We start from the raw sequence: 22074 nt of genomic DNA on the forward strand, positions 1-22074 counted from the left end.
TATGAGGCCGTGCCCTTCGGCGCGACCGCACATAATCCAGTATAGTATGCCCGTCAAGTATCCAACAGCTTGAGCCGGTTCACCGTGACGGAGACATGCCCGCCCCGCCGATCGACCCGCCCCAGCGCAGCCAGCGGCGGGCGCGGGTCGGTGAAGATCAGGTGACCGTAGCGCTGGTAAACATCTTCAAACACCGTGAGATCCACCAGCCCCGTCTCGTCCTCCAGCGAGAGGAAGACGACGATCTTGCCCGACCGGGTCGGCGGTCGGTGCGGGCACACCGGAAGGCCAGCCACCTTCACCAGTTCGCCCGCCCGCCGCCGTCGCACCTCCGCCGCGGGGAGGTACCCTTCCCGGTCCAGCTTTTCCCGCACGAAGCGCATGAAGTGCGTGCGGACCATCAGCCCGGTGAGCTCGTACTCCTTCAGGTAGCGCTCGGCCGGGCTGAAGTCGGCGATGGCGGGGACTCCCGTTGTCACGCCCCACAACTCTGCGGCCTGTTCGGGCCGCGGCGCTGCGCCCGGCGCGTCCCGGCCCGGAACCCCGGGCCAGTCGCCGTCCAGCAGCGTGACCTGCTCCGCCCCCCGCTCCTGCCGGAGCCGCTCCGCCTCCAGCAGGCGGGCCACCTGCCAGAGCGCCGCCCGCCGGTTGGGCTCGAGCCGGTCGAAGGCGCCGGCCAGCACCAGGGCCTCCAGCGGCCCCCGCTGCAGCCGGCCTTCGGTCCGGCGCACCAGGTCCGCCAGCGACCGAAACTCCTGTGCGCCCCGGGCCGCCACAATCGCCGCGGCAACCGGCTCCCCCACCCCTTTCACCGCCTTCAGGCCGATGCGGATCGCCTTGCCCGTGGCCGGGTATTCGGGGGCGAAGGGCTCCGTCCCCCAGAAGGCCATCCACGCCTCCGGCGTCCACTCCTCCACGGTGAACGCCGCGTCGGAACGGTTGATGTCCACCGGCAGGAGGCCCACCCCGCGCCGCCGGGCCTCCACCGCCAGGGTGTTGATGGGGTAGTAGCCCATCGGGATTGCGGACATGATCGCGGCGAAGTACTCCGCCGGGTAGTGGCGCACGAGGTAGGCGGTCTTGTAGGCCGTGTTGGCGAACGCCGCGGCATGCGCCTCGCAGAAACCGTACGAAGCGTAGCCCTGGATGTAGGAGAAAATGGTGTCGGCCACCGCCGGCTCCACCCCGGCCGCAGCCGCCTTCTGGCGGAAGAGGCGGCCGATGGCCTCCATGTCCTCCTTATTGCGGGCGTGGGTCATCACCCGGCGCAACTGGTCCGCCTCGCCGGGGGTGAAGCCGGCGATCGCCGTGGCGATCTCGATCACCTGCTCCTGGAAGAGCACCACGCCGTAGGTCTTCTCGAGGATGGGCTTCAGCTTGGGGTGCAGGTAGGTGACCTCCTCCTCCCCGTGGCGGCGGGCGAGAAAAGGCTCCACCATGTTCCCCTTGATCGGCCCGGGGCGGATGATGGCCACCGAGGCGACGATGTCCTCGAACCGGTCGGGCTTCAGCCGGGCCTGCAGGGCCCGCTGCGCCGGCGACTCCAGCTGGAAAACGCCGATGGACTCGCCCACGCCCAGCATCTCGTAGGTGGCCCGGTCGCCGTGAGGGATCTGCTCGTAGTCCAGGTCGCCGATGGCACGCACCGCGTCGTCGATGGCCGCAAACGTCCGCAGCGAGAGCAGGTCCAGCTTCACCAGCCCCAGGTCCTCCGCGTACTCCTTGTCGAACTGGCAGACCACCTGCCCCTTGGCGGCCATCTGCAGCGGCGTCACCTCCAGGAGCGGCCGGCGGGAGATGACCAGCCCGCCCAGATGGGTGCCGATGAAGCGAGGAAAACGGGCAATCCGCTCCGCCGCCTGGACCAGCTGCTCGAACTTGTGCCAGGGAATGCCCGACTGGCGCAGTTCGGGATAGCGGCTGATGATGGTGAGGATCTCGTCGGCTCCGACATGCCAGGGGATCCGCTTGGCCAGGAAGTCCAGCTCCGCCTCCTGGAAGCCCATCGCCTTGCCCAGGTCCCGCACCGCCGAGCGGGCCTGGAACGTGTTGTAGGTGCAGACCGAGGCCACGTGGTCGGCCCCGTACTTACGGTAGACGTACGCCGCGACCTCGTCGCGCCGGCGGGCGTCAAAGTCGATGTCGATGTCGGGCTTCTCGGCCCGCTCCAGCGACATGAAGCGCTCGAAGAGCAGGCCGCGCTCGATCGCGTCCACGTCGGTGATGAAAAGGCAGTAGGCCACCGCCGAGTCGGCGGCCGAGCCCCGTCCGGCGCAGCGAATGCCCCGCTCCCGGGCGAAGCGGACCACGTCCCAGACCAGCAGGAAGTAGTCCTCGTAGCCCAGCCGGGTGATGATGGCCAGTTCGTGCTCGAGCCGGCGCCGGACCCGCTCGGTGATGCGCCCGTAGCGGCGGGCTGCCCCGTCGTAGACCAGGCGCGTGAGGTAGGCGGCGGGGTGCGACCCGTCGGGCGTCTGGAACTCGGGATAGAGCCGGGCGTGCAGGTCCAGCACCGGCCGGCACTGCTCAGCGATGGCGAGGGTGTTCTTCACCGCCTCCGGGAAATCCCGGAAGTGTTCGGCCATCACCTCCGGCGGCTTCAGGTAGCGCTGGTCGTTCAGCGGCCGCTCCGGGTGGGGCTGGTCGATCCGGGTGAGCGTGCGGACGCAGGTGAGCAGGTCGTGGACGAAAAACTCTTCGCGCGTGCGGTGGTGCACGTTGCCCGTGGCCACCAGCGGCAGGCCGAGGGCCTCGCCCAGGTCGCGTAAAGCGCGGTTCAGGGCCCGCTCGCCGGGCAGCCGCTCGTCGTGCAGCTCCAGGTAGAAGCGGCCGGGGAACCAGGCGGCGTAGCGCCGGGCCGCGGCCTCCGCCTCGGCCAGCCGCCCCCGGAGGATCAGAGACGGAATCTCGCCCCGCCGGCAGCCCGAGAGCGCGATCAGCCCGTCGGTGTCGTGGGTCAGGGCCGACAGGGGGCACGCCGGCTGGAGCCGGTCGTGGTTCGGGGCGAGGGCGAACATCGCCCCCGGCGCGGAGCGGGGCTCGTGTCCCAGGTGTGCGGCGGTGATCAGCCGGTTCAGGTTGGCGTAGCCCTTCGGCCCGGTGGCCAGCAGCGTGAGGTGGTGGCCGCCCTCCAGGGTGAGCTCGGCACCCTGGATCGGCTGGATACCGGCCTCCTGGGCCTTGCGCTGGAAGCGCACCGCCCCCGACACGTTGTTGTGGTCGGTGAGCGCCAGGGCCGGCATGCCCTGCAGGGCTGCCTCGGCGATCAGGTCGTCCAGCCGGGAGGCGCCGTCGAGGAACGAAAACGGCGAGTGCACGTGCAGGTGGACGAAGCTCATGGACGGTACACCCCCTTCGCGCACGGTTCCCCGATTGAAGCGCAGGTACCACCGGGGCAGCGGGGCTCGGCGCCACGGCCGCGTGAACAGCGGTAATGCTCCTCGGCGGACGGGCGTGCTCGCTGCGCAGTTCGCTCCGCTGCGCCGCACCGTCCGCCTGCGGAGTTTCGAACTGGTGGCCGGAACGCGCCTTCGCCCCCGCTGCCCCGGCTGCTGCCACGTACTGCCTGCGCCTCGTGCAACCGGGCCGAGTGGTTGCGCTCCCCGCGGCGCCGTACCCCCATTCCGGAAGGCACGTCAGTCGTACGCTTTATAGAGCAGCCAGCGCTGCTCACGGGGGATGAAGTTCAGCTCGAAGAGGCCGCCGCGCTCGGTGGCGACCCGGTAGGCGATCAGAGCGGGCTCCTGCTCCCACCAGCGGCCGGTCTCCATCCAGGTGTCCAGCACGGCCCGGACCCGCTCCCGCCCGCCGGCGAAGCGGAAGGCGGCGGGCAGCCCATCGGGGCCGGTCGCCACCTCCACCGGCTGGTTGATGATGCGCGACATGGCCCTCACGCCTCCCGCGACCAGCGGTAGGGATCGGCGTACTGGAGCATCTGTTCCCGCCAGGAAGGCGGGGTGCGCGGCCCCAGGCCGATCACCCGCGCCGGGAAGCGCTGGTGCAACAGCGCCAGGGCCCCCTCGATCCGCTCCTGCCGCTCCCGGCGCAGCCGGTCGTCCCACAGCTCCATCTGCCGCCAGTCCACGGGGCCGATCAGCCCCACCTCGGCGGTGACCGCCGTCACCTCCACCGGCTCCCCGAGGCCGTCCAGCACCTGGGCCAGCAGGCCGTGCAGCCCCTGCTCGATCGGGTAGGCGGTGTGCCGCAGCCGGGGCAGGGTCCGCTCGGCGTGCAGCACCCGCCCGTCGGCCAGCTCCAGGATCAGGCCCACCTGCTGGCAGCCCTCGCCCCGCCGGTCCAGCTGTGCGGCCAGCCGCGCGGCCGAGCGGCTCAGCTCCCGCTCCAACGGATCCCGGTCCCGCACGCCGCCGGCCAGTTCCGTGCGGCGCGCCAGCCGCCGGGGCGGGTAGGCCGGCTTCACCGGCTCCGGGTCGATCCCCCGGCTCCAGCGGGAGACCAGCCGCCCCTGGGGTCCCAGCTGCCGCACCCACTCGTCCTCGCTCACCCGCGCCGCCTCGCCGATGCGGGTGAGCCCCAACTGGTGCAGGCGGCGGCGCACGTCGGGCGGGCAGGGCAGGTAGCCGATGGGCAGGGGCGCCAGGAAGCGGGCCTCCTCGCCCGGCCGCACGATCGCGATCTGCGGCGCCAGGCCGCCCGCCGGCGAGCCATCCGCCCGCCGGGGCGAGACCAGCCGCACACCGACCAGCCGCAGCGGCGCCGTGCCCGGGCGCCGCCCCAGGAACTCCTCCCGCAGCGCCCGGGCCGCCGCCCGGGCCACCAGGCGGGAGGTACCGACGCCGGCGAAGGCGATAAAGCCGAAGGCAGAAGCGGCATCCGCAATGGCCGCCACCTCCTGCTCCAGCTGCCGGAGCGCCTCGCCGGACAGCTCCCCGGGGCCGCCGGGCTGCGGCAGGCCCAGCAGCACCTGATGGGGCTCCACCGGCTCGACGTAGGGCGTGTGGGCCAGGCAGCGGTCCCAGAAGGCGCGGGCGCGGGCCGCGACGTCCACGTCCGCCCAGTCGACCTGTGCCGCCCGCGGGACGTCCCGCAGCACCTGGCGGGCCGGGCTTCCCAGCTGCAGGCCCGCCGCAAAGGCCTCCCGGCAGCCATCGAAGGCCCTGCCCTCGCGCAGGACCACCACCGGCCGCCCCTCCTCCACGAGCCCGGCCGCGCGGGCAGCGGCGGCGTAGAGACCCCGGATCTCCACCCAGCAGACCCACTGCATGGCGCTCCCCCCGACCCTCGGATATCGCTGAAATTGCCATATGTCGAACATATAGTCGCCAAACACTCGTTCGTGGCGTACGTATATTCTATTTCCCCTTGCCGGCGAAGTCAAGGGGAGGTACCCGAGTACCAGGAAAAGCAGATTGACGCCCACCGGCGCCGGCGCTAAACTTCTACGGGGTTGCAGAGCATGCCAATTTCCCCCAGTTTCCGTTTCCCCCCTTGCCTCTATATTTCCGCGTCGCCGGGCGCCCCGGCGCACGGCGACCGGATCCTGGTACCGGTTCCTGATACCGGTTCCCACAACCAAGGAGGCCAGTCGATTGTGAGTACCGCTCAGTTGCTTTACGTCACCCTCATCCTCATCTACACCGTGCTATTCCTCTTCTTCACCCGCATCCTCTACCTCAGGTACTACGCCAACCACAACTACTACGAAAAGCGACCGACGGGACTCTCCCTGCAGTACCTCGCCCGCCTGGCCGCCAGCCAGGGCCGTGACCTGCCCCGCTTCACCATCTTCATCCCCGCACGCAACGAGGCCGCTGTCATCGCACGCACCATCGACCACATGGCCCGGCTCCACTACTCGCCCGACCACTATGAGATCCTGGTCGTCACCGACGAGAAAGAGGCGATGGCCGCGCAGAACACTCGCGCAGCCATCACCGATCACTTGACCCGGCTCCTGACCGAAGAGACCGAATGGGACGGCACCGAGCAGGAGGAGGAGACCCTGCTGGCCCTCCTCGCCCGCCTGGCCGTGGAGGAGGCGAACCCCGACGCCCTGCGCCCCCTCACACTGCCCGAGCAGACCGCCGCCCTCTACGAGACCGCCCGCACCCTCCTCCGGACGAAGGGCAAGACCGACGCCCAGGAGATCCGGGCGCTGCTCCAGCGGGTGGCTCCCCGCCTGCAGGGGCGCCAGCTCGACCAGCTCTGCCCGGCCACCATCGCCCTGGCCATCCCGCTCATCGAACTGCTGCTCCGGCTGGAGCGGAAGGATGACCCGGGCCTGGTTCACCACCTGCTCGCCCGGGCGGCCCAGGCGGACCGGCCGCTCACCCAGAACGTGCTGGCGAACCTCTCTACCGCTGCGGAGCGGCGCCTGGCCGTGCTCCTCCGCCGCGAGTCCGCCGCCGAGCTGCGCCGGCGCATCGCGGAGGCCTTCCAGGTCGCCCAGCCCACCACCCAGGAGATCGTGGAACGCAAGCGTCTGGAGTTTGCGGCTCACCGCGACATGCCCGCCCTCCGGCACGTGCAGGTGCCCTACGACTTCGACGGCCGCCTGGACGGCGAGTGCACCGGCCACGAGGTCCCGTCCACCAAGGGCCGGGCCCTCAACTGGGCCTTCCGCTTCGCCGATCCCAGGAGCGAACTCTGGGGGTTCTACGACGCCGAGTCCCGCCCCGACCCCGACGTGCTGCGCTACGTGGCCTGGCGCCGCCTCACGGCCGGCGAAAGCTTCCAGATCGCCCAGGGTCCGGTCTACCAGATCCGCAACTTCTGGCAGACCGGTGCGATCTCGAAGATCGCCGGCATCTTCCAGGCGATCTCCCACGAGTGGCAGATGCCCTGGCAGCTCCGAGAGATTCCCTTCATCGGCGGCACCAACATCTTCGCCACCCGCGACCTGATCCTGCGCATCGGCGGCTTCGATCCCACGGTGCTCACCGAGGACATGGAACTCGGCGCCCGGGCCTGGCTCAAGGGCGACGCCTGGCCCGAGTTCCTGCCCTACGCCTCCTCCGAGCAGACCCCGCCCACCTACCGGGGCTTCTTCCGCCAGCGGCTCCGCTGGGGCTCGGGCTACCTGCAGGTCTATGAGAAGATCAAGCACGACCTCTCCGCCCCGGCGGACAAGCGCCACTACCTCCTGCGCATCTACTGGTGGCGGGGGCCCTTCGCCTGGACCCTGTTCCAGCTGATCGCCTTCCTGCCCCTGATTGCCCTTCCGCTGGGGCTCGCCGGCCACCTCGACTACGAGGCGGTTCCCGAGTGGGTGAGCGGCATCGTCTCCACCTTCGCCCCGTGCTACCTCATCTTCACCATCGCCTGCTTTTTCCACTATCGCCGCTTCATGGACCCCGCTCCCCGGAAAGTGCAGACCACCGGCTTCGCGCAGATTTTCCTACTGCCCATCTCCGCCTTCTTCCTGCCGCTCCCGTACTCGGCCTCTCTGCTGCTGAGGCTCCTGCACAGGGAGCCCAAGTCCTGGGTGAAGACGCCGCGCACCCGCGAGTGATCCGCGTGCCTCGCCCGCGGAGGCCGCATCGCCTGCCCCCCTTGCACGGTCTAAACTGGTACTTCCAACCAGTGAGGCCCGGCGCCTGCCGGGCCGGAGGGTGCAAAGTGGGGGACATCTGCCATGACCGCGTTTGACAGCCGAACCTTTCGGGATGCCCTGGGCCAGTTCCTGACGGGGGTGACCATAGTCACCGCAGCGGCGCCAGACGGCACGCCGGTGGGCCTCACGGTGAACTCCTTCACCTCGGTCTCGCTGGACCCGCCCCTGGTGCTCTTCTGCATCGACAAGCGGTCCGGGTCTTACGCCGCCCTCGTGGGGGCACCCGGTTACGCCGTCCACATCCTGGGCAGCGACCAGGCCGAACTCTCGCAGCGGTTCGCCACGCGGGGGGCGGACCGGTTCGCCGGCCTCACCTACACCCGGGGCCTCTACGGCGCGCCGATTCTGCCCGGCGCCGTGGCGCTGCTCGAGTGCCGCACCGTCCAGCGGGTCGACGCCGGCGACCACACAATCCTCATCGGACAGGTGGAGCGGCTCGACCCCGGCGACCGCACCCGGAGGCCGCTGGGCTACCTTCGGGGGCGCTACACCACCGTCGCAGAATGACCCATCGGGTGTGCCTGCCGCCGCAGGCACACCCGATGCGTTTCTAGGCAGTGCCCTCGCCCGCATCCAGCCGCGCCACCAGGTCGGCGAGATCCGGCGGCAGGGGAGACGTAAAGTGCAGGAACTCCCCGCTCACGGGATGGGTGAGCGCAAGGCTCGCCGCGTGCAGGGCCTGCCGGCCGATGAGCCGCCGGCTGCCCCCGTAGAGTTCGTCCCCTAGCAGGGGGTGACCCAGGTAGGCCATGTGGACCCGGATCTGGTGCGTCCGCCCCGTCTCCAGCCTGAGCTCCAGCATGGTGGCCCCCCGCCAGCGGCGCAGCACCCGCCAGTGGGTAACCGCCGGCTGGCCCGCCGCGGTCCACTCCTCCCGGAGCACCCGGCCCGCCGCCTCCGCCTCGGCGAGGAGCCGCTCCTGCTCGGGGGTGCGGGGGCCCTCGGCCACCTCCCGCGCCACCGGATGGCCCCAGACCCGCCGGAGCGGCCGGTCCACCGTGCCGGAGTCGGCCGCCACCACCCCTTCCACCAGGGCAACGTAGCAGCGGTCCAGCTTGTGCCGCTCCAGCTCCCGGGCGAGCAGGCTGGCCACGGCCGGCTCCTTGGCGAAGAGCACCAGGCCGGACGTCTCCCGGTCGATGCGCTGCACCGGCCGCGCCACGGGATCGGCGCCCGACCGGAGCAGGTGGTAGGCCACCCCGTTGGCCAGAGTCCCGGACACGTAGTCCCGCACCGGGTGGACCACCATTCCCGCCGGCTTGTCCACCACCAGCAGGTAGGGGTCCTCGTAGACCACCTGGATCGGCACCGGCTCGGGCGTCACCCGCCCCTCCTGGGCGACCCGGATTTCGACCACCTCACCGCCGGAGAGCACGTGGCTCGTCCGGACAGGCTGGCCATCCACCAGGAGCCCGCCGCTCACCTTCGCCCGGCGCACCAGGGAGTGCGAGAGCTTCAGCCGGTCGAACAGATACTGGCTCAGCCGCATGCCCCGGGCCTCGGGCTCTACCTGAAACCGCATGCGCTCACCTCGAGTGGGCGTACGCGCAGGCCCGCGCGTCGCCTGAGTTATTCCCACGGCGGCGCCCCCGCGCAAGCGACCCGGAAGACGCCGCCCTTACCAGAAACATCCGGGTACCGGACCGGCGTGGCCCTCACCGCACGGGGGGATACATACAATACCCCCGTGGAAAGGAGTCCGCGCCATGCGCCGCTTCCTCGCAGGGGCAGCCCTGGGATTCGTTCTCTCCCTCTCCCTCGCCGGGCTCGCCTGGCGGCTGCTGAATCCGCCGCCCGCCGCACCCGCCCCGCCCGCCGACACCGGGCTGGTCCGGCTCGACGTGGGGGCCGAACCACCGGAACCGGCCCAAGCCGCAGCCGAACCCGTCTACGTGCTGGTGATGGGCGTCGACGAGCGGCCCGGCGACCGCGGCCGGTCCGACACGATGCTGCTGGTGCGTGCGGGCGCCGGCCCGCTGCGGGTGCTCTCGCTCCCCCGCGACACCCGGGTGGTGCTGGAGGGCGTGGGCGAGGCGAAGCTGAACGCCGCTTACGCCTGGGGCGGACCCGAACTGGCCATGCAGGCCGTCTCCCGCCTCCTGGGGCTGCCCGTGCGCTACTACGTGAAGGTCAACCTCAGCGGGTTCCGCGCCCTGGTGGACCTGATGGGCGGGGTGCCTCTGGAGGTGGAGGCGCCCATGTACTACGTGGACCCGTACGACAACCTGGTGATCGACCTGAAGCCGGGCCATCAGGTGCTCGATGGCGACCGCGCCGAGCAGTACGTGCGCTTCCGCAACGACGCGATGGGCGACGACCTGAGCCGCATCCGACGGCAGCAGCGGTTCCTGCGCGCCGCCGCGCGCCAGGCGCTGCAGCCCTCAAACCTGCCCCGCCTGCCGGCGCTGCTCGCCACGGCGGCCCGCCACGTGGAGACCAACCTGCCCCTGAGCGAGCAGGTGCGCCTCACTGCTGCGGCCATCCAGGCGTCCCACCGGGGCGACCTCATCACCGAGACGCTGCCGGGGCGGGCCGAGTACGTGAACGGCATCTCCTACTTCCTGCACGACCCCGCCGGGGTGCAGCGGCTCCTGGCCGTCTGGCAGTAGCCGCCCGCGCCGGCAACTTCACCTCCCCCCTGACCGTCCAATGAGGGGAAAGCCCTCAGGTCAGGGGGGAAGATCATGGCGAACACCCAACGCCGTCTCGCCGCGCTGCTGCTTCTCGCCGCGCTCCTGGCCGCCTGTGCCGCGGGCGTGCCCTCGGACCCGTCCCCGCCCCCTTCCGCCGTCGGTGCGGGAGCCAGCGGCAACGGGCCGGACACGACGGAACAGGAGACCGCCGGCGACGCTGCCGCCGAGCCGGGTGCCAGCGCCGAAGCCGAGCAGGGGCCCGCCGCTCCGCCCGCCGGCGGACCATCAGGGGATCTGCCGTCCGCCGACCTGCCGGCGCAGGCTGACGGACCGACGCCCGCCGACACGCCGCCGGCCCCCCTGCCTGACCTCCCCGAGGGCGAGCCCAGCCGCCTCGTCGTCCACGGCGACCGGTCCTGTGCGATGGTCGCCCTCACCTACGACGCCGGTTCGGGTGCGGACGGTGCCGAAGCCATCCTGGACGTGCTCCGGAAGCACGGGGTCACCGCCACCTTCTTCCTCACCGGCCGCTGGGCCGAGCAGTTCCCCGATCTGGCCCGGCGCATCGCCGACGAGGGGCACGAGGTGGGCAACCACACCTACAGCCACCCCGACCTCACCACCCTGCCGGACGAGGAGGTGCTGCAGCAGATCGCCGACGGCGAGGAGGCCATCCGCCTCGCCACGGGGCTCGATCCAAGGCCGCTCTTCCGGGAGCCCTACGGCGCCTTCAGCGACCACGAGCGGCGGTTGGTGCGCCAGGCGGGGTACTCCTACTCGATCTACTGGGAAGTCGATACCCTCGACTGGACCTTCCCCGGGGTGGAAGCCACCACCGAGCGCATCCTGCGGGCTCAGGCCGGCTCCATCGTGCTGATGCACCTGAACGTGGCCGACTCGGCCGCAGCCAGCGATGCCGCGATCGGTGAGCTCCGGGCCCGCGGGTACGAGATCGTCCCGGTGAGCCGGCTGCTCCAGTGCACCACAGAAGCCGAAGCGGCGCAGCCGGAGACAGGGGGAAACTAGCGGCGGCCGCAGGCCCCGGCGATCCCGGTAGACAACCGCGGGCGCGGGCGCTACACTGGTGTTGCGGAGTTCTGTCATCTGAAGGAGATGTGCCTGTGGTGGGCAACCTGGGCTTCAGCGAGGTCCTGGTCATCCTGATCGTCGCGCTGGTGGTCTTCGGACCCGAGAAGCTGCCGCAGCTCGGGCGCAGCCTGGGCCAGGCCATGCGCGAGTTCCGGAGGGCGACCCAGTCGCTCACCGAAGAGGTAACTCGGGCCGCAGCGGAAGAAGTGCGAGAGGGCATCGACAAGGGGAAGAAGGAGAGCAACGACGGCTAAGCCGAGCAGGCCCACCCAACTGAGGGTGGGCCTCTGTGTGCGTCTGTCACTGCAGGATCATGTCCACGCGGAAGGCCCCGGCCCGGCGCAGTTCCCCGGCCATCTCCGTGGCCCGATCCGGGTCGTCGGAGCGGATCACCACCAGCGTGCGGCCCCGCTCCACCTGATCGACCCAGCGCCGGGTCACGGGGTCTTCGCCTTCCAGGCCGTCGAGTCCGGTCTCCGCGAAAGCGGCCAGAAGCCACGAATCGTCCGGCCCCGCCCGTGCGCGGCCCATCCGGAGTTCGGCCTCACCCAGCACCTCGAGCTCGTCCACGCCCAGCGCAAAGGCGTCCCGCAGGTGGGCCGCCGCCATGTCGGCGTCGCCGCTGTGCCGGAAGACGCCCACAACCGTGTGCTCCATGCCATCCCTCCTCGCCCCTAGTCTGGCGGCGGGGAGGCGTGTTCATGCCGTCAGCGGCTCTCGTGCCGGCCGGCGACGGGCGGCGCCTGCACGGGGCCCGGGGCCTGCATCCGGCCGGATTGGGCGTCGCGGTGCTGGCGCTGGCTGGGGAAGATGGGGACGAGGAGGAGCACACCCGTCACCGCCTCCCCGGCCGCCCAGAGCAACGGCAGCGCAAGGCCGCGCGCGGCCGCCACGATCACCCCGATCACGCCGGCGGGCAGGAGGAACCAGCCCGCGCGAAGCCTGGGCAGCGGGTCCGCCGCCACGCCGCCCAGCAGCCAGCCCAGCCCGCCCACGGCAGAGAAGCAGGCGCCGAGCACGGCGAAGGCGAGCCAGTGGGTGGTGATGCACGGCAGCAGCGCCAGCCCCAGCGAACCGACCGCCAGCGCCGCGGCCGCAAGGGCATACAGCAACCGTCGCATGTTCCGTCCCTCCTCCCCGGCCTGTGCCGGGGTCAGAGCACCTTCCGGCTGATTTCCCTTATTCCCCATGATACAATGGGTATCGCGTTTTGAAAAATGGACGTGCGGTCAAGCGCTGCAGAAGGAGGACAGCCATGGCGCAGATTGACGTCTCTTACATCGCCGCCCAGACAGTCGCCCTGTGCCGCATCCCCAGCCCCACCGGCTTCACCGACGCCGCCATTGCCCACGTCGCCGGCGAGTTGGAGAAGATGGGCGTGACCTACCGGCGCACGCCCAAGGGTGCGCTGCTGGCCACCCTGCCCGGCGCCGACGAATCGACGCACCGGGCCGTGGCCGTCCACGTGGACACCCTCGGGGCAATGGTGAAGGAGATCAAGCCCAACGGCCGGCTGAAGCTCACCCGCATCGGCGGCTTCTCCGGCAACTCCATCGAGGGCGAGTACTGCCTGGTGCACACCGCCTCCGGGAGCGCCGTCTCCGGCACCATCCTGGTCACCAAGGCCTCGACCCACGTGCACGGCGAGGAGCACCACAAGCAGGAGCGCACCGAGGCCAACCTCGAGGTCAGGCTCGACGCGCGCGTCTCCTCCCGGGACGACGTGCTGGCCCTGGGCATCCAGGTGGGCGATTTCATCTCCTTCGACCCCCGCACCGTCCAGACGGAGACCGGCTTCATCAAGAGCCGGCACCTGGACGACAAGGCCTGCGTCGCCATCCTCCTCGGCGTGGTGAAGGCCATGCAGGAGCAGGGCCTGCGGCCCGCCCACACCACCCACCTCTTCTTCTCCAACTACGAAGAGGTGGGCCACGGCGCGGCCGGCGCCTTCCCCCCGGAGGCGACCGAGGTGATCGCGCTGGACATGGCCGCGGTGGGCGAGGGCCAGACCTCCGACGAGTATTCGGTGACCATCTGCGTGAAGGACTCGTCCGGCCCGTACGACTACGAGCTCTCCCGCCGGCTGCAGCGGATCGCCGCCGCGGAAGGGCTGAACTACCGGGTGGACATCTACCCCCACTATGGCTCCGACGCCAGTGCCGCCCTGCGCGCCGGCGGGCAGTTCAAGGCGGCCCTGGTGGGCCCCGGCATCGACGCCTCCCACTCCTACGAGCGGGTCCACGTGGACGCACTGGACCAGACGGCGAGGCTGCTCCTCGCCTACCTCACCCGATGAGCGCCCGGCCTGAAGCGGCCTTCTGGCCGCGGGCGCTGGGCGCCCCGCTGGTGCTGCTTACTGACTTCGACTTCACCATCACCCAGGTGGACGTGGGCGACCTGATCTGCGAGACGCTCGCCCCGTATCCGCCCGCGGTCCTGCTGCGCTTCGCCCGGGGCGAGGTCGGTACCCGCACGCTCTGGCTGGAATCGTTTGCGAAGGTGGACCGGGAGGAGGCCGGCGCGCTGGCCGACCGGGTGGCCATCGACCCCGGCTTCCCCGCGTTCGTCGCCTGGGCCGAGGCCGAGGGGATCCCGCTGGCGGTGGTGAGCGACGGCTTCACCCTCTACATCGACCGCATCCTGCAGCGGGAGGGGCTCGGGCACCTGCCCGTCTTCGCCAACCGGTACGTGGACCGCGGCGCCCTCGAGTGGCCATTCGCCAACCCGGCCTGCGACCACTGCGGCTGCTGCAAGGCCGCCGTGGCCAGGAGGCTGAAGGAATCGGGTGCGCACGTGGTCTACCTGGGCGACGGGATGAGCGACTTCTACGCCGCCGGCTTCGCCGACTGGGTCTTCGCCAAGCACGGTCTGGCGCGCTACATGGCCGAGGCCGGCGCGCCCTTCTTCCCCTTCAGCGGCTTCACCCAGGCCCTGGAGGTGCTGCGGGCGAACCTCGACCGCTTCCGGGACGGCACCATGGAGCGGCGCAACACGCTGCGCCCGCACCCCCGCTGCCGGTTTTGAGCGCCGGCCGGCCTCCGCTGCCGCCCACGGGAGTGTCCTCTCACCCTGCGCCGCTCTCCGGGGGTGCGGCGTCCTCCGCCGGTGCAAGCCGTCCCAGCAGCACCAGGTCGGGTCCGATCATCAGGACCTGCACCCCCAACTGGTACATCACGCCGTCGATCTCCATCAGCCGGCCCTGGTACCGGCCGTAGAGAATGAGCGGCGACACGTTCTCCAGCTGGCGGCCGATCTGTTCGGCCGCCAGTTCTTTTTGAATGCGCCGCGCCGCCTCGAGCCCCACCCGCTCGTCGGGCCCGTAGATCTCCGCCCGCACCCGGGCGATCTGGCAGACCACCGGCCGCCGGCGCTCCGCCGCCTGGAGCTTGGCCACCTCGGCCTCGAGCTCCTCCACCCGCGCCAGGGCCGCGTCCCGCTCCAGCCGCAGCCGCTGCACCGTCGGCCCGGCCATCACCGGCAGGAGCCAGATGGCGATGGCGAAGCCCATGGCGAACGCCGCCAGCAGCGGCAGCCCCCGCTCCCACCGGGTCATGGCCGACGCCCCGCCACGGTCTGAATCAGGAAGTAGGCCACGTTGGCCCCCGCCATGGCCACCGCCATCAAGACCACCTGACGGAACAGGGCGCGCACCTGGCCGTAGAGGAGCCCCTGCTCCAGGGTGCGCAGCGGTTCGAAGGAGCCGCTCAGGGCCACGAGGATGCCCCAGAGGCGCAGGTCTTCGGAAAGGTAGCGGAGGCGGTCCAGCGGGTGCCCGCCGGCCAGCAGCGACGCGGCGGCCCCGGAGAGCGAGCCGCCCAGCGTCACCCCCAGGGCGATGAGGAAGTTGGAGAGCAGCTTCGCGGCGAAGGCATCGTCCATCGGCGATCCCCCCTGGGGGGAGGGTACGCCTGGGGGGACCTGTCCAGAACCGGTTGCCTCAGGATTCGCCCAGGTCGGCCGCCGCCGGCAGTCCGCCCAGGCTGACCGCGTGCCGCACCGCGTTCAGCACCGCCCGCTCCACCGCCAGCGCTGCGGCGGTGCCGGCCACGGTCACGTCCACCTCCGGCCCGCCGGTGGCCAGGCAGAACAGCGTGTCACCGTCGTACATCGTGTGGATGGGCGAGATGGTGCGGGCCAGGCCGTCGTGGGCCATGCGGGCCACCTTGTTGGCGCCCTCCTTGGACAGGCTGCCGCCCACGGCCACCACCCCGATGGTGGTGTTCTCGCCAAACGCCCGCCTCGCCGCGCCCTCCAGCAGCAGCTCCGCCGTGTCCAGCATGCGGGAGCCGTCCTCGCTCCGGGGGCCGGCGACGATCCGGCCCGTGGCAGGGTCCCGCACGTCGCCGAAGGCGTTGACGGCCACAATGGCCCCGATGCGAACCTCTCCCACCTGCACGCACGCAGTCGCAATGCCGCTTTTCACCGCCCGCTCCATCCCCAGGGCCTTGCCCACGGAGCAACCGGTGCCGGCGCCCACGCACCCCTGCGCCACCGGGCCGTCGCCGGCCGCCTCGCAGGCGGCGTAGCCCATCGCCTCGTCGGGCCGCACCCGGGCGGAACCGACCCCCAGGTCGTAGAGCACGGCGGCCGGAACGATGGGTACGGTCGCATAGCCCGTGGGCAGCCCCATGCCCCGCTCCTCTAGCCAGCGCATCGCGCCGTGGGCGGCCGCCAGCCCGAAGGCGCTGCCACCGCAGAGCAGCACGGCGTGGGCCTGCTGCACCAGGTTACACGGGCGGCAGAGGTCGGTCTCCCGGGTGCCCGGCGCCGAGCCCTCCACGGCGACGCCGACCACCGCCCCCGCCGGGGCCAGGACCGCCGTCACCCCGGTGAGCGCCGCCAGGTCGTGGGCGTGCCCGACCCGGATGCCGGGCACGTCCGTGATGCCGCTCAGCCACTTCACGCTCGTCACAATCCACACTTCCCTTCTCTCATCTGCGAAAAGGCCGCCCCCCAGTGTGGAGAGCGGCCTGACTGCACTATTCCCTTCGCACGGAGGCCCGATACGGTACCCGAATGTAGCCCGCCCGGTGCAGCGCCAACCCCACCGTCACCACAGCAAACGTGGCCACGACCAGCTCCAGCGGGGCGTGGGTGGCGGCGACGGTGGCGACCACCTCCACCGGCCAGTACCCGCGCAGGAGGATCATGCCCAGCACGAAGCCGGTGTTGGTGAGCGTGCCCACCACGGCGGCGGCCACCAGCGCCAGCGTCACGTTCCGGCGCCGCAGCGCGTAGAAGGCGTACGCGGCCAGGACGCCGATGAAGAGCCGGGGCAGGACCGCCACCAGCGGGTCGGCGAAAGCCGGGTTGGTCGCCCGCAACCACGACGTGAGGCCGAAGATGAGCCCGACGAAGAGCCCCACCGCGGGCCCTTCGGCGACGCCGGCCAGGATGGCGGGGATCTGCATGATGGTGATCGCCTGGCCGGTGGGGAACGGAATGAACCCAATGTTGGGCACGAGGCCCAGCACGGCGGAGACGGCGCCGAGAACACCGGCCACCGTCACCTGACGGACCGACAGACTCATGGTGCATCCCTCTCCTTACAAGATGGTGACGCCCATTATTGGGTTGTATTCATTAGTATAAGGCGTTTCGCGCCGAATGTCATCCGTCCGTGCGGGTAGAGCGAGGGCGGTACGGTGCGGCACTCCCACGGCCGCTGGCGAAGGCGGGCCTGCTGCGACGGCCGCGGACAGCGCCGGAGCAGCGGTGGTACGCACTGCAGAGCCCGAGTGCGGGCGGGACTCCGCCGACGGGGCAGGCGCGCCGGGACCAGGGCAAACGTTTGCCCTGGTCCGCGTCTTCCGGCCTTGACCGCGTGCGTTGCCAACGGCCTCCGGGGGATCACGCCATGTAGAGCCGTTCCCAGTATTCCTTCAGCATCCGGTCCACGGAGAAGCGCTCCCACGTGGACTCGATGGAGGCTCTCATCATCGCCAGCCACTTCGGCCGGTTGTGATAGTAGGTCGGCACGATCTCCTCCAGCAGCACCCGGGCGAGGGCGGCCGCGTCCCGCTCGTCCTGCTCGGCCACCGAGGCGGGCACCACGTCGTCGCCGATCACCCAGCCGTTCACGCCGTGCTGCGCCGCCTCGGGCCACCAGCCGTCGAGGATCGAGGCGTTGAGCACGCCGTTCATGGCCGCCTTCATGCCCGACGTGCCGCAGGCCTCCTGCGGCCGGCGCGGGTTGTTCAGCCACACGTCGCAGCCGCGCGTGAGGGCGGCGCCGACCTCCATGTCGTAGTTCTCGATGAAGGCCACCGAACGGGGGTACCGCCTGGCCATGGCGACGAGGTGCTGCACGATGCGCTTGCCCGTGTCGTCCAGCGGGTGGGCCTTGCCGGAGAAGACGATCTGGATCTTGCCCTCCTCCAGGAGGCTGCGCACCTGCTCTTCGCAGCGGAAGATCAGGTCTGACCGCTTGTACGGCGCCGCCCGGCGGCTGAAGCCGATCAGCAGCTTCTCGGGGTCGAACCGCACGCCGGTCTTCCGGGCGATGAAGTCGATCGTCTCCCGCTTGACCGCCATGTGCGCCGCCCACAGGTCGTCCGGAGAGGCGAAGGGCCCCCGCATGCGCGGGTCGACCCACGTGGGCCGGTGGATGCCGTTGGTGATCGCCCGGATCTCGCAGCGCCCCTCCACGCCCTGCCACATGCGGTTGGCCGTCTCGCCGTGCAATTGCGAGACGCCGTTGGCGCACTTGGCCAGCCGGAGCCCCGCCACCGTCATGTTGAACGGCGAACCGCCGATCTGGACCAGCTGGTCGACCGTGAGGCCCAGGTTGGCGCCCATGTAGAGCAGTCGCTCGATCGGGTGCGACTCGTTCCCTTCGGGGACGGGGGTGTGGGTGGTGAAGACGACTTGCCGGCGGGTGGCCTCCCAGGCCTCGTGGAAGGAGGCACCGGCGGCCATCTTCTGCCGGATCAGCTCCAGCCCGGCGAGGGCGGCGTGTCCCTCGTTGAAGTGGTAGATGTCCACCGGAATCCCCAGCGCCTGGAGCGCCCGCACGCCGCCGATGCCGAGGATCATCTCCTGCGCCACGCGCTCCTCGCCGAACCAGCCGTAGAGCTGGCCGGTGATCCAGGCGTCGGGGTTGCCCGGGATGTCGGTGTCCAGCAGGTAGAGCGGGGCGTTGCCGAAGTGGTCGCAGAGCCAGACTTTGGCCCGCACGTCATTGTCACGAATCCGCACGGTCACGGTGACGCCGGTGTCCTTCAGCCACGGGTACTCGTAGTTGTGGAACGCATCGTAGGGCTTGCCGTCGGGGCCGATGTGCTGGTCAGTATAGCCCTGCTTCCACCGGAGGCCGACGCCCACCATCGGCAGGCCGTTGTCCCTTGCCCCCTTCAGCGTGTCGCCGGCGAGGATGCCGAGGCCGCCGGCATACTGCTTGAAGGCGTTGTCCAGACCGTACTCCATGCAGAAGTAGGCCACCCGGGGCAACTGGTTCGCCATAGTATCACCCCTGTTCGTAATGCGACTCGTAGTGCAAACGATTGCACAAACCGGCACTACATTTATTAGGGGCCGCGAACCCGGTTTCCTGCCCGGACCGGGTACTTCCCCGCGCAACACGCCGCAGTACAGGTTCGCCATGCTCACTCCAACTCAGTCAGCAGGCAGAACCCCCACCGGCAGACGGCTTCCACCCGTCCCCAACGGGCGCCATGGCCAGAGCCGCGCGACCCGGGTCTCTTCCCGCGGCCGCACCGGCCAGTTCAGGTGGCACCGCCCCCACCGGCAGTGCCACCTGATCCCCGGCCCCGACTCCGACCGTCCCCTCCACTGCACGCCTGAGCAGCAGCCACCGGCCACGCCCCTGACCAGGTGCAGGGCACCGGACCGCTCCTGCTTGCGAATCAGGCGCTCCCCTGCCGCGCCATAGTCCTCCAGCGAGTGAGCTCGCTGTTACTCCGTCAGGTGCGGCGGTGCTGGATGCCGGGAGCGCCACCCGGCCTTCACGCTGGAAGTCGGCGATTTCAACGCCATCCCCTTCGCCGGGGGCAGCTTCGAGGTGGTCGTGTCCAGCTTCGCCTTCCACGAGGTCCCGCCTCCCCGCCGACCGGCGGCCTGTGTGGAACTGGCCCGGGTGCTGAGACCCGGCGGCACGCTGTGTCTGCTGGACGTGATGTTCGCCTCGCCGGCCTCCCGGGGGGAAGCCCGTACGGCCATGGGCCCGTACTGGGACGACGACGAGGAGTACTGCCTGGTGGGCGACCTGGACACCCTGCTCCACGGGGCCGGGCTGGGCGCCACCAGTTGGTGGCAGACGGCGCCCTTCCACTGGCTGGTGGTGGCCCGCAAGCCGGGCGGAGAGTAGCAGGCGGCCGGCCCGGCGGTATGGCCACGACGAAGAGTGTCGCCACGATGAGTGCCCAAGCACTCATGGGACTGGCCGCCAGGTTGCCGCAACGACATTCGCGCAGAGCACACCTCAGAGTCTGTCGAACTCTGTAGGTGTGCTCCGTGTTTGATTCGTCAACGTCCAGGCTGTTCTGCACGCCGGCGAGCCCTGCGCCAGGCCCAGAGCATCGCCGTACCCGCCGCCCCCAGCGCCAGACACAGGCCCAGGATGAGGAGGACCACGGCGGAGCTCCCTTCGCCGGTCACCGTCGCCGTTCCGCCGGTCTCCGTCTCACTGGTCGCTGCCCCGCCATCCGTCGCCTCCCCTTCGGACGCCGTTTGGGGTACGGGACCGCTCACCCGCTCCATTGCCTGAGCCAGCAGCTCCTCCACCTGCCCGTCCGTCAGCGCGCTTCTCGCGTTGCTCGCCACCCACTCCTCGGCATCCGCGGCCGTGCGGAAGAGCGGGGGCATCGCGGCGGCGAGGAAGTCAGCGATCGCCGCCTGCGTCTCGGGCTGCCACGGGTACTGCGCCAGTTCGGGGGCCATCCAGGGTCGCCACTGGCGCCGGTATCCCGGCAGTTCCGCCTCCCGGGCGTAGCGGGCCAGTTCCGTCAGGGCGGTGGCCAGCCGCTGCTCGTCGCGCACTTCATGAACCGGCCCCGTCGCATCGTACCGTTCTTCCACGCTCGCGAGGCAGAGCAGGTCCAGATAGGCCTCCCAGACTTCCCGGTCCTCGGGCTGTTCCGCCAGGTACGACTGGGCTGCGGCAAGCACGTCCGGCAGCAGCGCCTCGCCGGCCTCGTCGGACATCACACCGTCCCGCAGCGGGAACTGCTCACCGTCCCTGCCCCCCGCATACAGGGCAGCAGTCCCGCTGAGCACGCGGAGCAACGTCTCGCGATCGGCAGGCCCCTCATCCAGCAGGGCCCGGATGTCGCGGTCCAGGTCCAGCCAGTACGGGTTCTCCATCACCAGGTGCAGGTCGAAGTCCGGCTCCACGTCCTCCCAGACCCACTTCAGCGCCCCGTCCTCCAGGGTCCAGCCCGGGGTGGTGCTGCGCCAAGGATTGTCACCCGTGCGCACATCTGCCTCTCGGATCGGCCTGTCCATGGTGATCGCAGCCTCGGCCCGGCCGATCGTGCCCGCCCAGTACGCACCGGTGCGCAGCACGTACGACACCCAGAGGGGCGAGTCCGGCCTCTTGCCGTAAGGTGCGACCGGCATCGTGTAGCTGATCACCATCTCCAGCGGCTGACCTGCCCGGAAGCTCACCGGGTAGACCGCCCAGTCCGCCGGGTCGGCGTCAGGGTTTTCCTTGCCATACGCAGACGGCCGGATCTCCACGGGCACCTCCCGGCCGTCGACCTCCACTCGCAGGTCCTCAATCCTTGCGCCGTAGATGGACTGTTCAGGGTCGATGACGAACAGGGGGAAGCCCACCGTCATCTCCTCGTCGGCCTCGGGCTCGAAGCGGAACCAGATGCGGAACTCGCCCACCGCGTCCCAGAAGAACCACGCCGGGTCGCTCTGCTGACGGCTCAGGTGGATCTCGATGCGCTCCTCGGCCAACCGGACAGTGGTCGACTCCATGGGCTCCACCCCCGGCCCCACCGTCGCCATCGGGGCGCTGTCGCCCAGAGCGTGCGGGGCCAGGGCGAGCAGCAGGAGCAGCACGATCGCCAGGCGGCGCACGGCCAACATCCCCCTTTTCCCCATCTTCTCGTTGCTGCCAGATGGACGGTTCAACGTTCTCTGCGGTTTCCCGCGAGCAGACAACCGGTCTGCCGCCCGCTTGCCCAACGGCGGGAACAGCGCCGCAGCGCCTGCACCCATCACCGATGCGGGTCCGGCGTCTCAGGCACCCTTGCACCAGGGATAACGGGTCAACGGCCATCAACGTTACGGGCTTGGGTTCATGCATTCCCCGATTGTTTTCTGCCTGTCAGTGTAAATGCGTTTCCGGCAGTCTCCGCCTCTTCGCCGTGACCGTCCGGGCGTGCCCAGCAGTCGCCAAGTCGAGTCCCCACCACGAGTCGCCGCCCCGCAGCGGCGCAGCGCCCTACCGCCGAAAGCCGTCAAGCCCAGGTCAGGTGTTGATCGTTGAAGCCTATCGGGACTCGGGCAGGACGATCCACCTGTCCTCCCGCATTGCGCCTGTTCGACTTCGCTGGTGCTGGCCAGCAGTGTTGACCTTTCGGGTGAGCCGGTTGCCCTCCCCCGGCCAGTCGCCGCGCTCCGCCGCATCACCGGGCCGCATCCATCGCCCAGCACCAGCAACGGCGAACAGGCCCCGTGGGGCGGCGAGTGCCGGACCGAACCATCCCTCGTCACCGCCTGTTCGACTTGGCTGGTGCTGTCCAGCAGTGTTGGCTTTTCGGGTGAGCCGGTTGCCCTCCCCCGGCCAGTCGCCGCGCTCCGCCGCGTCAC

At 70.5% G+C, this 22074-nt stretch carries 19 protein-coding genes and 1 pseudogene; 8 read left to right on the forward strand and 12 right to left on the reverse strand.

The window, feature by feature from the left end; translation table 11 throughout:
- Window positions 1-53: 53 nt before the first annotated feature.
- From AB2385_RS04340 to AB2385_RS04350, 3 genes are all read right to left on the reverse strand, one after another.
- Complete coding sequence (locus tag AB2385_RS04340; protein WP_367653710.1) at window positions 54-3338, reverse strand: DNA polymerase III subunit alpha; 3285 nt, start codon at window positions 3336-3338, stop codon at window positions 54-56.
- Between the two features lie 297 nt (window positions 3339-3635).
- Entirely contained in the window at window positions 3636-3884 is a 249-nt protein-coding gene (locus AB2385_RS04345; RefSeq protein ID WP_367653711.1) for a DUF6504 family protein, read from the reverse strand.
- Between the two features lie 5 nt (window positions 3885-3889).
- Window positions 3890-5224: a hypothetical protein gene (locus AB2385_RS04350; RefSeq protein WP_367653712.1), complete on the reverse strand. Its 1335-nt coding sequence runs from the start codon at window positions 5222-5224 to the stop codon at window positions 3890-3892.
- Between the two features lie 327 nt (window positions 5225-5551).
- On the opposite strand from AB2385_RS04350, the gene AB2385_RS04355 reads away from it, so the two are divergent.
- Window positions 5552-7471: a glycosyltransferase gene (locus AB2385_RS04355; RefSeq protein WP_367653713.1), complete on the forward strand. Its 1920-nt coding sequence runs from the start codon at window positions 5552-5554 to the stop codon at window positions 7469-7471.
- Window positions 7472-7594: 123 nt separating this feature from the next.
- The gene (locus AB2385_RS04360; protein ID WP_367653714.1) at window positions 7595-8080 is read left to right on the forward strand and encodes a flavin reductase family protein; all 486 of its coding nucleotides are present in this window, start codon (window positions 7595-7597) and stop codon (window positions 8078-8080) included.
- Between the two features lie 43 nt (window positions 8081-8123).
- Here AB2385_RS04360 and AB2385_RS04365 read toward each other — a convergent pair whose 3' ends face one another.
- The gene (locus tag AB2385_RS04365) at window positions 8124-9095 is read right to left on the reverse strand and encodes an RluA family pseudouridine synthase (RefSeq protein WP_367653715.1); all 972 of its coding nucleotides are present in this window, start codon (window positions 9093-9095) and stop codon (window positions 8124-8126) included.
- A 184-nt stretch (window positions 9096-9279) separates the two neighbouring features.
- On the opposite strand from AB2385_RS04365, the gene AB2385_RS04370 reads away from it, so the two are divergent.
- From AB2385_RS04370 to tatB, 3 genes are all read left to right on the forward strand, one after another.
- Entirely contained in the window at window positions 9280-10182 is a 903-nt protein-coding gene (locus AB2385_RS04370) for an LCP family protein (RefSeq protein WP_367653716.1), read from the forward strand.
- A 75-nt stretch (window positions 10183-10257) separates the two neighbouring features.
- Window positions 10258-11232 carry a polysaccharide deacetylase family protein gene (locus AB2385_RS04375; RefSeq protein ID WP_367653717.1) on the forward strand — a complete coding sequence of 325 codons (975 nt, stop codon included), beginning with the start codon at window positions 10258-10260 and terminating at the stop codon, window positions 11230-11232.
- A 95-nt stretch (window positions 11233-11327) separates the two neighbouring features.
- On the forward strand, window positions 11328-11549 hold the full coding sequence (gene tatB / locus AB2385_RS04380; protein ID WP_367653718.1) for a Sec-independent protein translocase protein TatB: 222 nt from the start codon (window positions 11328-11330) through the stop codon (window positions 11547-11549).
- 46 nt (window positions 11550-11595) lie between these two features.
- On the opposite strand, the gene AB2385_RS04385 is transcribed toward tatB, so the two are convergent.
- Entirely contained in the window at window positions 11596-11952 is a 357-nt protein-coding gene (locus tag AB2385_RS04385) for a hypothetical protein (RefSeq protein WP_367653719.1), read from the reverse strand.
- Window positions 11953-12002: 50 nt separating this feature from the next.
- Window positions 12003-12416: a hypothetical protein gene (locus AB2385_RS04390; RefSeq protein ID WP_367653720.1), complete on the reverse strand. Its 414-nt coding sequence runs from the start codon at window positions 12414-12416 to the stop codon at window positions 12003-12005.
- A gap of 134 nt (window positions 12417-12550) precedes the next feature.
- Here AB2385_RS04390 and AB2385_RS04395 point away from each other — a divergent pair, with 134 nt between their 5' ends.
- Together AB2385_RS04395 and AB2385_RS04400 are read left to right on the forward strand one after the other, a co-directional pair.
- The gene (locus AB2385_RS04395) at window positions 12551-13591 is read left to right on the forward strand and encodes a M42 family metallopeptidase (protein ID WP_367653721.1); all 1041 of its coding nucleotides are present in this window, start codon (window positions 12551-12553) and stop codon (window positions 13589-13591) included.
- A 50-nt stretch (window positions 13592-13641) separates the two neighbouring features.
- Entirely contained in the window at window positions 13642-14319 is a 678-nt protein-coding gene (locus AB2385_RS04400) for an MtnX-like HAD-IB family phosphatase (RefSeq protein ID WP_367653722.1), read from the forward strand.
- A 40-nt stretch (window positions 14320-14359) separates the two neighbouring features.
- On the opposite strand, the gene AB2385_RS04405 is transcribed toward AB2385_RS04400, so the two are convergent.
- From AB2385_RS04405 to glgP, 5 genes are all read right to left on the reverse strand, one after another.
- The gene (locus AB2385_RS04405; protein ID WP_367653723.1) at window positions 14360-14848 is read right to left on the reverse strand and encodes a hypothetical protein; all 489 of its coding nucleotides are present in this window, start codon (window positions 14846-14848) and stop codon (window positions 14360-14362) included.
- Window positions 14845-15174, reverse strand: coding sequence for a YtrH family sporulation protein (locus tag AB2385_RS04410; protein ID WP_367653724.1), 330 nt, complete (start codon window positions 15172-15174; stop codon window positions 14845-14847). Before AB2385_RS04410 ends, AB2385_RS04405 begins: the two co-directional genes overlap by 4 nt.
- A gap of 58 nt (window positions 15175-15232) precedes the next feature.
- Entirely contained in the window at window positions 15233-16207 is a 975-nt protein-coding gene (locus AB2385_RS04415; RefSeq protein ID WP_367653725.1) for a P1 family peptidase, read from the reverse strand.
- A gap of 67 nt (window positions 16208-16274) precedes the next feature.
- The gene (locus tag AB2385_RS04420) at window positions 16275-16826 is read right to left on the reverse strand and encodes an ECF transporter S component (RefSeq protein ID WP_367653726.1); all 552 of its coding nucleotides are present in this window, start codon (window positions 16824-16826) and stop codon (window positions 16275-16277) included.
- Between the two features lie 319 nt (window positions 16827-17145).
- On the reverse strand, window positions 17146-18756 hold the full coding sequence (gene glgP / locus AB2385_RS04425) for an alpha-glucan family phosphorylase (RefSeq protein ID WP_367653727.1): 1611 nt from the start codon (window positions 18754-18756) through the stop codon (window positions 17146-17148).
- Window positions 18757-19252: 496 nt separating this feature from the next.
- Here glgP and AB2385_RS04430 point away from each other — a divergent pair.
- Window positions 19253-19621, forward strand: a pseudogene (locus AB2385_RS04430) (class I SAM-dependent methyltransferase); the annotation flags it as partial.
- A gap of 158 nt (window positions 19622-19779) precedes the next feature.
- On the opposite strand, the gene AB2385_RS04435 reads toward AB2385_RS04430, so the two are convergent.
- Window positions 19780-21339, reverse strand: a complete 1560-nt coding sequence (locus tag AB2385_RS04435; RefSeq protein ID WP_367653728.1) for a hypothetical protein — start codon at window positions 21337-21339, stop codon at window positions 19780-19782.
- Between the last annotated feature and the right edge of the window lie 735 nt (window positions 21340-22074).

The sequence above is a fragment of the Symbiobacterium sp. genome (genome assembly GCF_040797425.1).
In the GTDB taxonomy this organism is placed as follows: Bacteria; Bacillota; Sulfobacillia; order Symbiobacteriales; family Symbiobacteriaceae; genus Symbiobacterium.